The 13,456-nt window shown below is 51.2% G+C and carries 11 protein-coding genes; all 11 read left to right on the forward strand.

Annotation, left to right across the window (positions count from 1 at the left end; translation table 11 throughout):
* Position 1 precedes the first annotated feature (1 nt).
* The 11 genes from fba to FJQ58_RS24310 all read left to right on the forward strand — a co-directional run bounded on the left by fba (position 2) and on the right by FJQ58_RS24310 (position 13,455).
* Entirely contained in the window at positions 2-862 is an 861-nt protein-coding gene (gene fba / locus FJQ58_RS24260; RefSeq protein WP_140000041.1) for a class II fructose-1,6-bisphosphate aldolase, read from the forward strand.
* A 4-nt stretch (positions 863-866) separates the two neighbouring features.
* Positions 867-1,922 (forward strand): inositol 2-dehydrogenase, encoded by a 1,056-nt coding sequence (iolG, locus tag FJQ58_RS24265; protein ID WP_139997373.1) that lies wholly within the window; start codon positions 867-869, stop codon positions 1,920-1,922.
* Positions 1,915-2,733, forward strand: coding sequence for a 5-deoxy-glucuronate isomerase (iolB, locus tag FJQ58_RS24270; protein ID WP_139997374.1), 819 nt, complete (start codon positions 1,915-1,917; stop codon positions 2,731-2,733). Before iolG ends, iolB begins: the two co-directional genes overlap by 8 nt.
* A 300-nt stretch (positions 2,734-3,033) precedes the next feature.
* Positions 3,034-3,783: a phytanoyl-CoA dioxygenase family protein gene (locus FJQ58_RS24275; RefSeq protein WP_139997375.1), complete on the forward strand. Its 750-nt coding sequence runs from the start codon at positions 3,034-3,036 to the stop codon at positions 3,781-3,783.
* Positions 3,784-3,987: 204 nt separating this feature from the next.
* Entirely contained in the window at positions 3,988-6,222 is a 2,235-nt protein-coding gene (locus FJQ58_RS24280; protein WP_162341747.1) for a helix-turn-helix domain-containing protein, read from the forward strand.
* A 164-nt stretch (positions 6,223-6,386) separates the two neighbouring features.
* Positions 6,387-7,349 (forward strand): ABC transporter permease, encoded by a 963-nt coding sequence (locus tag FJQ58_RS24285; RefSeq protein ID WP_140000042.1) that lies wholly within the window; start codon positions 6,387-6,389, stop codon positions 7,347-7,349.
* Between the two features lies 1 nt (position 7,350).
* Positions 7,351-8,250 carry a carbohydrate ABC transporter permease gene (locus tag FJQ58_RS24290; RefSeq protein WP_139997377.1) on the forward strand — a complete coding sequence of 300 codons (900 nt, stop codon included), beginning with the start codon at positions 7,351-7,353 and terminating at the stop codon, positions 8,248-8,250.
* A 69-nt stretch (positions 8,251-8,319) separates the two neighbouring features.
* Positions 8,320-9,981: an ABC transporter substrate-binding protein gene (locus tag FJQ58_RS24295; protein ID WP_139997378.1), complete on the forward strand. Its 1,662-nt coding sequence runs from the start codon at positions 8,320-8,322 to the stop codon at positions 9,979-9,981.
* Between the two features lie 79 nt (positions 9,982-10,060).
* On the forward strand, positions 10,061-11,680 hold the full coding sequence (locus FJQ58_RS24300; protein WP_139997379.1) for a glycoside hydrolase family 43 protein: 1,620 nt from the start codon (positions 10,061-10,063) through the stop codon (positions 11,678-11,680).
* A gap of 6 nt (positions 11,681-11,686) precedes the next feature.
* A complete protein-coding gene (locus FJQ58_RS24305; RefSeq protein ID WP_139997380.1) occupies positions 11,687-12,463 on the forward strand; it encodes a ThuA domain-containing protein in 777 nt (258 codons plus the stop codon).
* The gene (locus tag FJQ58_RS24310) at positions 12,460-13,455 is read left to right on the forward strand and encodes a zinc-dependent alcohol dehydrogenase (protein WP_139997381.1); all 996 of its coding nucleotides are present in this window, start codon (positions 12,460-12,462) and stop codon (positions 13,453-13,455) included. The genes FJQ58_RS24305 and FJQ58_RS24310 overlap by 4 nt, the downstream gene beginning before the upstream one ends.
* Position 13,456 lies beyond the last annotated feature (1 nt).

A 13,456-nucleotide genomic window follows, 5' to 3' on the forward strand; every position in this document is an offset into this window, starting at 1 on the left:
GATGAAGGAAATGCTGCTGCGGGGAGCCGAAGAAGGTTATGCCGTCGGCCAGTTCAACCTGAACAACCTGGAGTTTACGCAAGCGATTTTGCAAGCGGCAGAGGAGGAGCAGGCGCCGGTTATTCTCGGCGTCAGCGAAGCCTACATCCCGTATATGGGCGGGCTTGAATTCATTACGGGCATGGTGAAATCGTTGGTTCAGCATTACGGCATTACCGTACCGGTCGCGCTCCATCTGGATCACGGCTCTACGTATGACGTGTGCATTCGCGCGCTGCGTGCCGGATTTACCTCCGTCATGATCGATGCCTCCCACCACTCGCTGGAGGAGAACATCGATATTACGGGCAGAGTCACGGACGCTGCGCATGTGCTTGGCGCAAGCGTGGAAGCAGAGCTTGGCCGTATTGTTGGCCGTGAGGATGACCTTGTCGTTGACGACGCGGAGGGCATGTATGCCGTTCCGGAGGAATGCCTCCGCCTTGTCCGCGAGACGGGCATTGACTGCCTGGCTCCTGCGCTTGGCTCGGTTCACGGGCCTTATCGCGGCCAGCCGAAGCTTGGTTATGCAAGAATGGGCGAGATCCGGCAACTGACCGGACTCCCGCTTGTTCTGCATGGCGGGAGCGGATTGCCGGATGATGAGATTCGGCAGGCGATCAAGCTTGGCACTGCAAAAATAAATGTAAATACGGATAATCAAGCCGCTTTCACGCAGGCGATCCGGGGCTTCCTTGCGGAGCATCCGGACGCTTATGATCCGCGCAACTATTTAATTCCGGCGCGGCAGGCGATTCAGGAATCCGTGAAAGCGAAAATCCGGTTGTTCGGCAGTTCAGGCAAAGCGAAGCGGGAGGTATAAGGATATGACAAAAAAAATTACGATTGGCATTATCGGAGCGGGGCGCATTGGCAAAATTCACGCCGACAATCTGCTTCGTCTGCCTCAAGTACAAATTACAGCGGTGAGCGATCTGTTTGCAGGTCCTGAGCTTAGCGCATGGGCCGCTGAACGCGGCATTTCGAAGGTGACGAAGGACAGCTCTGAAATTATAAATGATCCAGCCATTGACGCGATCTTCATCTGCTCTTCGACCGATACGCATGTTCCGTTGATTAAACAGGCAGCGCAGGCGGGCAAGCATGTATTCTGCGAGAAGCCGCTTAGCATGGACATTAAGCGGACCGAGGAAGCCGTAGCGGCTGCGGAAGCAGCTGGCATCAAGCTGCAAATCGGCTTTAACCGCCGTTTTGACCATAACTTCAAGCGTGTACGCGAGCATGTGCTGATCGGTTCAGTAGGCACGCCGCATATCGTGAAAATTACTTCACGCGATCCGAATCCTCCGCATGAAGAGTACATTAAAGTTTCCGGCGGCATCTTTATGGATATGATGATCCATGATTTCGACATGGCACGTTTCCTGACTGGCAGCGAAGTGACAGAGGTTTACGCGCAGGGCGGCGTTCTGATCGATCCGGTCTTCGGTAAATATGGCGACGTGGATACAGCCATCGTCACCCTTCGTTTTGCCAACGGTGCGCTTGGCGTCATTGACAACAGCCGCCAGGCGGCTTACGGTTACGACCAGCGCGTTGAAGTTTTTGGCTCCAAAGGCAGCGTTGCAGTCAGCAATGATCACCCGAACACGGCAGAGGTAAGCTCGGCTGAAGGCGTGACGCGTGACAAACCGCTGCATTTCTTCTTGGAGCGCTACAACGAGGCTTATATCGATGAAACTAGACAATTCGTAGATTGTCTCAGCAACGGACAGCCTCTTCCGGTCACTGGCGAGGATGGCGTGAAGGCAGAAACGATCGCGTTGGCCGCCAAGCTTTCCTATCAGCTCGGGCGCCCCGTTCAAATAAGCGAAGCAGTTCAGTTGAAGCAAGAAGCAGAAGGGGCGGGTAGCCATGTCTAAGCTAATCGTCAAGCCAACAACCCCGAACGAAGAAGGCATTGTGCTAGCGGTATCGCCCGAATCAGCCGGCTGGGAATATGTCGGGTTCGAGGTAGCGAAGCTGGAAGCTGGACAAACGTTGAAGCGCAGTACCGATGGCCTTGAATATTGTCTCGTTCTGCTTTCCGGCCTTGCTGATGTGTCGACACAGGAGGAGAGCTGGACAAGTGTGGGCGAGCGGATGAGCGTGTTCGAGAAGAAGCCGCCTTACGCTATCTACGTTCCGAATGCTGATCACTTCGAGGTTACGGCGACAACAGCTTTAGAGCTTGCTATTTGCAGCGCACCAGGCAAAGGGAATTTCAAAGCCCGGCTTATCGCGCCTTCGGCTGCTGCTTCAGAGCTGCGTGGATATGGCAATCTGGAGCGTCAAATTTACAATATACTGCCTGAAAGCGAGCCGGCGGACAGCCTGCTTGTCGTTGAAGTGATTACGCCGGAGGGCCACTGGTCCAGTTATCCGCCGCATAAGCACGATCAGGACAATATGCCTCAGGAGTCGCTGCTAGAAGAAACGTACTATTACAAAATCCAGCCGGAGCAAGGCTTCGCCGTTCAACGAATCTATACGGACAGCCGTTCTCTCGATGAGACGCTGATCGTAAAGAATGGCGAAACGGTGCTTGTGCCGGAAGGCTACCATCCGGTAGCAGCGCCTCCGGGCTACGAGGTTTATTACTTAAACGTCATGGCAGGACCGACGCGGGCTTGGAAATTCGTGAATGACGAGGTACATGCATGGATTATGACGAAGCCGAGCGACCGGGTCTAATGCCCGTGCAGCTGTTATTGCCGATAGGCAATCGGCCATAAAGTACTGTCATACAGTCATAACGTTAACTAGGGAAAGGCGGAGAGCGGGCAAACGCTCCCGCCTTTTATTGAAATATAAGCTCTTTACAAGTTTGTTAGCTTATAAAGAGGATATCTCGTATCATGTCCAGTATCAATTACAGATACATTTTCGTTAATCAGGTCCATTGCCGCGCGTCACCCGCGATAGTAAGATACAGGTATAGCTGAACGGGGGCCAGCGATAACAATCACTGATCATGGAGAGGGGATCTGTACGATGCTAGCAAAAAAATCCGAACGATTAAAGCCGCTTACGGACGCTCAGCTTGAGCAGTATAAGCGGGATGGATTTATTATTATCAAACAAGGGTGCAGCTCCGATTTAATTGATGCTTTTAACAGACACATCTTTGAGATTCGTTCAGCACCGCTAAGCGAGATGCCCGAATGGGCACGCACCTCGGAGAAGGCTCGTTTTTCGACAAGATTGTTCAATCCGCACCAGCATGACAGCTTTTCTAGGCAAATGATGAAGCTTCCAATTGTACGAGGCACATTAGCCCAGCTGATGGAGCGGGAAGCGGTGTGCGTGCAAAGCATGTTTTTCTATAAGGAACCCGGCTCACATGGCCAGGCTGCACATCAGGATTATTATTATATTAAAAATGATCCGATGACAATGGTGGCTGCTTGGATTGCAACGGAAGACAAGGTGGATGAGCAAAACGGCTGTTTATGGGTCATTCCGGGCACGCATAAGCTTGGGCTGCTACCGCATGGCAAGGTTAAAAATCTCGAGGAGCATGAAGAGTGGACGGATGAGACCGAGGGCGTGGATTTGACGCAGCAAATTCCGGTCATTATGGAGAAAGGCGATATTTTATTTTTCCATGAGCTGCTCATTCATTCCTCCAACCGCAACCGAAGCACAGATCGCTGGCGCCGCTCTTACGTATGCCATTATATCCGTGAGGATTCGGCCGTTACGCTTCGTGAAGATTTGCGCGAGAAATATTCGTTGGTTTAAACAGCGCAAGGCCCCGGTTAGCTCAGTTTAGAACGCAGGAAAAAGCGGCAAGCTTCAGGCTATTGCAAGATGGCCCAAGCGAGGTCGCAATTTCCATTGTCATCCACCGCTCTAAATTGTTAGAATAGGAACACGAAACTCGTCGATTTCCGTAAGCGCTTACAGATATATGGAGCAGCATCTTGTGAAATGGGGATGAAAATAATGAGCAAAACGTGGTACTACCGCCTGCTCTTCTCTTATATGCCAGTATTTTTCCTAATGATTTCCTTTTTATTTTTTATCTTTTTTCAAATGCTGACGGAGCGCGCCCAGCAGGATACCGCCCATATTTACGCCAGCGTGAACAATCAAATCGTCCAGAGCGTAGAACAGCCGCTGCAGTCGATTGACCATATGATGGTAACCATTCAGACGCGGAACAGCAATTCCTCCGAATTCAATATGCTCGATTATTTTGACCAGGAGGGGCCGCCGTCCGTTTTTTTTACGTTTCAGATGACCAAGGAATTCAATAATATGAGACAGCTTTACCAAAGCATTCATTCGATTTACTTAGTTCGGGAGCGGGACGGCTATGTACTGAGCTCAAACACGGTTTCGCCAATGGAGCAGTTCTCAGATCGGGCGTTCGTCGAAGAACTGCAGCAGGATAACTACTCGTACCACTGGACGAATGAACGAAGGTTTAAGGAGTTTCAAGCCTCGCGAGAGGAGCCGGTTGTATCGCTTGCGCGCAAATATTTGACAAGCCGCGGCGAGAGCGGCTTGATGATCATCAATGTCAGGACTAGTTCGCTTGAAGGGCTGGTCTCGCAAAAAATGGATCAAACGACCAGCTACGTTACGATAACCGGCAAGGATCATGAGCCGATCTTCGCTACGGAAAAAGGGGAGGCAGCGAGCCGAAGGGCGATTTCTACCGTCGTGTCCGATTACACGGGCTGGACTTACGAGAGCGGATTGGAGAAAGGCAGCGGCTTTACGATCCTGCAAACCTTCTCGAATGTATGGATCATGCTGGCCGTAATCGTTGCGATATTGGGGCTGCTCTCGATTGTTTATATGACGCATAGAAATTATCGGCCGCTGCGCGCGCTGATTTCCAAGCTGGATAAAATCTCGCAAGCATCGGGTGAGCAAAGCGAGGCAGAACGAAATGAGTTTCATTATATCGAATCGACGGTAGACTCGCTTGTCCAGCGCTTTAATTTGTTCAAATCCCAATCCGACCTGAATAGCGGCTATCGCAAAAAATCAATTTTCCTCGAGGTGATGAGCGGCTCAAGATCGCTTGCCGCTGCGGAATGGGATACGGAGATGGAGCGGCACGGCTTTGCAGGCAGCTTCAGCAAGGCAGTTGTTATCGTCATTTCTGTCGATAAATATTCCGATGTCCTATCACGCTACAGGGAGCAGGATATGATCTTGTTTCGGTTCATCATCCAAAATATGTATATGGAGCTGGTTCAGAAATACAGCTTGTCGAGCTGGAGCGAATGGATGAACGATAAGGAAATGTGCGGCTTCGTCTATGTGCAGGAGGAGCATGCGGAGCTGTTAATGGACAACCTCCTTAAGCTGTCCGAGAGCGCGCATCAATGGATCAGGTCCAATCTGCCTTTTACGGTCACGATAGGCATCGGGCAAATGACGGATTCCGTGGCGCAGCTCAAGACCTCTTACAAAAAAGCGATGGAGGCCGTCAATTTCAGGCTGGTATTTGGCAATAATCGGACGATTGGCTACTGGGAGACCGAAACGGGAGCAACCTTCGAGCTGTACAACCAGCTGGAGCAGATTCGCAGCCTAATTTACGCATTCCGACTAATGGAGCCGGAATGGCGCCTTAAGTACGGTTCGCTGTTCGAGCAGTTCAGGCAAAATAAGCTCAAGCGCGAGGATATGGTTAATTTGCTCAATTATTTTGTTTTTTATTTATTTGAGCATGTGCAGGGCACCATTCTTAACGATGAGATGATCGACACGAACAAAGCGATCATGAAAGACGTGATCGATCAATTCGAGACGCTGGAGGATGTGCAGGAAGAAATTCTGGGCGTAATGGAGAAGCTGGAATATGCCCTTGAGCAAAAAACGGGCAAAGGCGGCGTCGCCGAAATTGCCGTTAAGATGAAGCAGTACATCGACGAGAATGTTTCCAATCCGGATTTATCGCTTATCCATCTCAGCCAGCAATTCGATATTCCTTCGAAAAATGTAAGCTCGTTATTTAAAGAACAATTCGATATCAAATTTATCGATTTTCTGATTCACCGAAGAGTAGAGCTCGCGAAGCAGCTGCTGCAAGAGAAGGATTTGAGCGTTCAGGAAATTGGGCGAGCTGTCGGGTATTTGAATCCGGTATCCTTCAACCGCGTATTTAAGCGTGTCGTTGGCATGCCTCCCGGCGATTACCGCAAGGAAAAGCTCGGTTAATCAAGGAAAAAGGTTAATCCAGCAGTCGGATCGCGCCGTAATGGCGCGGTCCGATTTTTGTATACCGCCGGATTCTTGTCAATTGCCTGGTGATTCGGTTGTGGGGTATAGTTGCCCCAACAAAACAATCCATAGTCACAAGGAGGCGTTGCAAGGTGTCCAACATGACCCCTATATCTGCCGCAGCCGGCATGCCGGCAGAGCCGCTTCGGCGAACGGTCCGAAGCGAGATAGCCAGAAAGATGCGCCGTCATTGGCAGCTGTATCTGCTGATTCTGCTGCCGCTGCTCTATTTCATTTTATTTAAATATGTTCCGATCCTAGGCGTGCAAATCGCATTCAAGGATTTGAGCGCGAAGGCGGGCATCTGGGGCAGCCCTTGGGTGGGGTTCAAGCATTTTGAAGCTTTTTTCAACCACCCTAATTTTTGGCTCCTCATTAAGAACACCCTGTTTCTAAGCTTGTATACGCTTGCAGTCGGGTTTCCCGCTCCAATTATACTCGCACTCATGATTAACGAGCTAAGGAACGGCATGTTCAAACGAACCGTCCAAATGGTTACCTATGCGCCATACTTCATTTCTACCGTTGTCATGGTATCGATGATCCTGCTATTTCTGGCGCCGCGAATTGGCGTGATCGACCATATTCGGACTGCGCTTGGGTTTGATTCCGTTAATTTTATCGGCGAGCCCTCCATGTTCAAAACGATCTTCGTATTATCGGATGTATGGCAATACATGGGGTACAGCGCCATCATTTATATCGCCGCCCTGGCTGGCGTCAATCCGCAGCTGTATGAGGCATCCAAGCTTGACGGCGCGAGCCGGCTGCAGAAAATCATCCATATCGACCTGCCAAGCATTATGCCTATTATGGTGCTGCTGCTGGTGCTGAATATGGGGCAGCTGCTCAATATCGGCTTTGAGAAGGTGTATCTGCTGCAAAATCCGCTGAACACCAGCGCCTCGGAAATCATTTCTACCTATGTCTATAAGGTTGGTCTGGTGCAAGCGAATTACAGCTTCTCCGCCGCCGTCGGTTTGTTTAATTCGTTGATTAACTTGCTATTAATACTGCTTGCCAACTTCGGGGCAAGACGCGCTACAGGATCGGGGTTGTTCTAACATGGCAAAATCGAATGCGATTAAGGAGCCGTTGTCGGACAAGGTATTGCTCACCTTCATTTACATCGTGCTGATAATCATATTGGCGGCGGTGCTTTATCCGCTAATCTACATCGTGAGCTCTTCCTTGAGCTCGCCGCAGGCGGTTGTATCCGGACGAGTATGGCTGTTCCCGGTCGAGCTCTCGCTGAAAGGCTATACGGCTGTTCTTAGCAATCCGCGGATTTGGTCAGGCTATTCCAACTCCATCTTCTATATGTGTGTTGGCACGTTGATAAGTGTCTTCCTTACTTTTGCGTTAGCTTATCCGCTATCGAAGAAAACCTTCTATGGGCGATCGACGATTATGTATCTGATTATCGTAACCATGATTTTTAGCGGCGGCTTGATTCCTTATTATTTGACGGTAAAAAGCCTTGGGATGATCGATACGCGCTGGGCGCTGCTGCTGCCTCAGGCCATAGCGGTTTGGCAGGTCTTCATTGCCAAAACCTTCTTTCAAGAGTCGATCCCGGATGAATTGAACGAAGCGGCTGAAATGGATGGCTGCAGCGATCTTCGGTTCCTTTGGTCGATAGTTCTGCCGCTTTCGAAACCGGTCGTAGCCGTATTGGCGCTTATGTATGCGGTTACCGCATGGAATGCGTACTTCGATGCGCTAATTTTTCTGAAAAACGTCAATCTCTATCCGCTTCAACTCATTTTGCGAGAGATTTTGATTCAGAATTCCGTCGACAATTCGATGATGGTAGACGTACGAACAATGGAAGCCAGACAAGGAATGAAGGATTTGCTGAAGTTTTCGCTCATCGTCGTTTCGAGTTTGCCTGTCCTCATCATATATCCATTTGTTCAGAAGCATTTTGTAAAGGGGGTCATGATCGGTTCACTGAAAGGTTAATCTAAACAGATCATTGGTGGAGAGTAGCAATAGGGCATTATCCATAACGAATCTGAAGGGGTGTCTGACATGAAAAAATCTTGGAAAATGGTAGCTGGCATCGTGCTTGCCGCAACGCTGCTTGTGAGCGCTTGCTCGAATAACAATAATTCTGCAGGTTCAAGTACGGACGGGGCCGTTAACGGCGGAGAATCGCAAACGCCGGTCAAGCTCTCTGCATTCATTAATCAATCGCCTAACCTTGCTAGCCTAGACAATCCGTTCACGAAGCTGGTTGAAGAGAAAACGAACGTCAAATTGTCGTTCACGGTCGGCCCTCCGAACGATAATAACGACAAGCGCAACGTGCTTATGGCAAGCGGCGACTACCCGGAAATTTTTCTAAGCGGCAACTTTACGCCTGCGGAGCAAATGAAGTTCGGCAAGCAGGGCGTATTCCTGCCGCTCAACGATCTTATTGAGCAATACGCGCCGAATATTAAAAAAATCTTCGAAGAGCGTCCGGATTTGAAAACCGCGATTACTTCCTCTGACGGCAATATTTACGGCATGCCTCAGGTAAATGAGTGCTATCACTGCTGGTATGCGCAGAAGCTGTGGATCAACCAAAAGTGGCTCGACAAGCTAGGCTTGGATATGCCGACAACGACGGAGGAATATGCCGAAGTGCTGCGCGCATTCAAAACGAAGGATCCGAACGGCAATGGCATTGCGGATGAAGTGCCGCTAAGCGGCGCATTGTACACTTGGCACGGTGACATTACAGGATTCCTGATGAATCCGTTCATTTACAACAACGGGGATGGTCAATCCTTCTCCTATATCCGAGTGAAGGACGGGCAAGTGCAGCTTTCGGCTAATCAGCCGGAATGGAAGGATGGGCTAGCCTATCTGGCTTCGCTTTACAAAGAGGGCTTGATCGATCCGCAGGCATTTACGCAAAATCAAGAGGGCTTGCAGCAGCTTGGCAACAATGTAGGCGAAACGATACTCGGCTCCTTTGCGATTGGCCACGTACAGATGGCAGTAGCCGCAACCGATGAGCGCAATCAGGATTATGTAGCCGTTCCGCCGCTTAAAGGCCCGAATGGCGTTCAATTATCCGGCTATTACAAATCGGTCGGCAACCAAGGCCGTTTTGTCATCACAGACAAAGCCAGTGAAGAACAGCAAATCGCAGCGATTAAGATGCTGGACTATCTGTGGACAGAAGAAGGAACAAGAGGACAGGTATTCTCGGTGGAAGGGCATTCCTGGAGCAAGGCAAGCGCCGATCAGCTTAACGTGAACGGCAAGCCAGCCAGCTACCAAGTGGACCCGTCCTACCGCAGCGAAACCATCCATACGGATGGCTGGGACCAAGCGGGTCCGGACTTCCGTCCGCGGGACCGCTTCGAATCGGAAGCCGTATCCCAAGACATGCTGTCGCCGGAAGGCTACGAGCTGCGCTTGGTCACGGAGACGAATAAGTATGAAGGGTTCGAGCCGAAAGAGGATGAAATGTTCCCGACGGATATTTTCATCAGCGCGGAGGATGGGGAGAAAGCCGCCCAATACAAAGCGACAGTGGAGGATTACGTTCGTTCGAACATGCTGCAATTCATTACGGGGCATAAAGATATCCAGAAGGATTGGGACAGCTATGTGCAAGGCTTCGGCGGCTTGAAGTTGAGCGATTACTTGAAAATTTTGCAAAGCGCATACGATGCGAACCTGAACAAAATGAAATAAGATCCTATTGATGGCGTAAACGGCAGCCTGCGGCGCAAGCGCTGCAGGCTGCTCATTTTAGAACGAAGGAAGTGAGACGATGAAGCAGCAGCTCCCGTACATTCAAAATCCTATTTTGCGCGGCTTTAATCCGGATCCGTCGATCGTAAGGGTCGGCAACGACTTCTACGTGGCGACTTCTACCTTTCAATGGTTTCCAGGCGTGCAAATTCATCATTCCCGCGACTTGATTCATTGGCAGCTGCTCACGCGTCCGCTGGATCGATTAAGCCAGCTCAATATGCTGGGCAACCCGGATTCCGGGGGCGTATGGGCTCCTTGCCTGACTTACGACAATCATTTGTTTTATCTGGTCTACACCGATGTAAAAAGCCATGCAGGCGCTTACAAGGATACGCACAACTATGTCGTTACCGCTCCCGACATTAAGGGTCCATGGTCGGATCCGGTTTATTTGAACAGCAGCGGATTTGATCCGTCGCTATTTCATGACGAAGACGGAAAGAAATGGCTCGTGAACATGCAATGGGATTACCGGAAAGACCGTGACCCGTTTAATGGCATCTATTTGCAGGAATATTCCGAGGAGGAGCAGCGACTGGTCGGGCCATCCTATTTGATTTATCAAGGGTCCGAGCTAGGGCTGACGGAAGGTCCTCATTTATATAAGAAGGATGGCTATTACTATCTGATGGTTGCCGAGGGCGGCACCAGCTACGAGCATGCAGTTACGTTAGCTCGGTCCAAGGCGCTTACCGGACCCTATGAAACGGATCCTTCGGGAGCAATGCTCTCCGCACGCCATAATCCGGAAGCCATGCTGCAGAAGGCCGGGCATGCCAGCTTGGTGCACACGCAGAGCGACGAGTGGTATATCGTTCATCTTTGCGGACGTCCGCTTGCGACAGAAGACAGGCGCTGCAATCTGGGCAGGGAAACGGCCATTCAGCGCTGCGAATGGTCGGACGAAGGCTGGCTCAGGCTCGCGGGAGGCGGAAATACCCCGCTTAATGAGATTCAGGCACCTGCGCTTCCTTGGCATCCCTTCCCTGCACCATCTCCTACGGATCATTTCGAAGGGGGAACGCTTGACATTCAGTGGCAGTCACTGCGCCAGCCGATGACGGAGCAGTGGCTGACGTTGACGGAGCGGCCGGGATATTTGCGCTTGAGAGGCATGGAATCTCCCAATTCGCGCTTTAGGCACAGCTTGATCGGCCGCCGCCAGCAAGCGTTCCGCTGCGAGGCGGAGACCGCTCTCGAGTTCGAGCCCGGCACCTATCAGCAGATGGCAGGCTTAACCTATTATTATAACTCTCAAAACTATTATTACCTTCGATTGGGTTATGACGAGAAGGCGGGCACGAACCTTGCGATTCTTGCCAATGATCATGGCGTTTATCACGAGCATACTGGGGAGCCAGTCCCGGTCCCTTCGGGCGCACGCGTTTATTTGCGGCTTGTCATTCAGGATCGTTGGCTGCAATTTTATTATTCCTTGAACGGCAGCGAATGGTTTGCGATAGGTCCCGAGCTTGACGCTAGTAAAATATCGGATGAGTATGCGACTCATTTAGTAGATGGCTATTTTACGGATTGGGGCTTTACAGGCGCCTTTATCGGCTTATGCGCGCATGATTTATCGGGCGGGCGCAGGGCCGCCGATTTTGATTATTTCCGCTATGAAGAGAAGGAGTGAAGCAAGATGGCATTATCCAATGATTCATTAATAGGAAAGCATCTCGTATTCGTCTGCGGCGAGGATGAATATGAATCGGAGAAAACGATGCCGATTCTAGCAAAGGAAGCATCGAGGAAACATGGAGCTAAAGTAACGGTGCTTACCGCTGGCCCAGATCCTGCGAATCCGACAAGCATTGCAGGGCTTGAAGCGCTCGAAACGGCGGATTTGGCCGTGTTTTACATTCGCTTCCGCCAGCTGCCGGAGGAGCAGTTCCGCTATATTCGGGAGTATCTGGATACAGGCAAGCCGGTGATTGGCTTGCGGACGAGTACGCATGCCTTTCAGTATCCGGAAGGACATCCGTTACAAGAATGGAATGACGGCTTTGGCATAGATGTGCTGGGCGCCCCGTGGATTCGCCATTTCGGCCATTCCTCAACGACTAGCGTTTCCGTGGCTTGGGCCGCGGGAGAGCATCCGATTCTGAGAGGCATTCCTACTCATTTCGAATGCCGATCCTGGCTCTATCAGGTGCTACCGTATCCGCTAGAAGGAACGATTCCGCTGCTGAACGGGGCGACGATTAATCCCGAGGATAATGGATGGTCCTATACGAGCGACACCCCTCGCGTGCATCCGGTAGCTTGGACCCGGACACACGGGGGCGGTGGACGGGTGTTCACGACGACGATGGGACATCCCGAGGATTTTGAACTGGAAGCGTTCAGGCGATTGCTGCTTAACGGCATGCATTGGGCAGTCGGAGCAGAGCATTTAATAGAAGGAGGATCGAAATGATGAAACTAGCAGCGATTACAGGCGAGAAGAAAGCAGAGCTGATCGAGCGGGATCGGCCCGCATTGCAGGAGGGGTGGGCGCTCGTTAAGGTCCATGCCGCACCGATGTGCGCGGAGTATAAAAGCTTCGTCCATGGCGACCATTCGGATTGCTTGGGCCATGAGGCGGCAGGCGAAGTCGTTGAGGTAGCGCCGGGCAGCAAGGTGAAGGTTGGCGACCGAGTAGTGGTCATGCCCCAGTATCCATGCGGAGAGTGCGATCTGTGTATCGCAGGCGACTTCATCTATTGCGAGCACAACCAGAATCATTATGAGCCTACGATGACGCAATATTTGTCGAAGCCTTCTTGGCTGCTTGCTCCGATTCCGGATGGCGTCTCCTATGAGAAAGCTTCGTTAGCCTGCTGCGGCCTTGGGCCGTCGCATGGGGCCTTCTCTACGATGGGAGTGAATGCTTTCTCAACGGTATTGATTACAGGACTTGGTCCAGTCGGTCTTGGCGCGATCGTCAATGCGAGGTTTCGCGGTGCAACCGTTATAGCAGTAGAAATGAACCCTTACCGCGTGGAGCTGGCGAAGCGGATGGGCGTCCAGCATATCATCGATCCGCGGGACCCGGAGGCCGTCAGCCAGATTAAAGCGTTGACCGGCGGAAAAGGGCCGGATTTCGGGCTTGATTGCTCAGGTGTGGTAGCTGCACACCGCCTTCAGATTGACGCGGTCAAGCGCAAAGGCAAGATCGCTTTCGTTGGGGAATGCTTCTCTGAGACACCGATCAAGGTGAGCGACGATCTGCTGCGCAAAGGCATTCACCTGATCGGCTCTTGGCACTACAACTTAAATGAATTTCCGCATTTGATGAAGGTGATTGAGCAATCTCCGCTTGCCGAGCTGCTCATTACGCATACCTTTCCGATGAGCCGAATCCAGGAAGCGTTCGAAGTGTCCGCTTCACAGCAAAGCGGCAAAATCATATTGAAACCATGGGAGTGAT

It is taken from the genome of Paenibacillus paridis, from assembly GCF_006345825.1.
Classification (GTDB): Bacteria; Bacillota; Bacilli; order Paenibacillales; family Paenibacillaceae; genus Pristimantibacillus; species Pristimantibacillus paridis.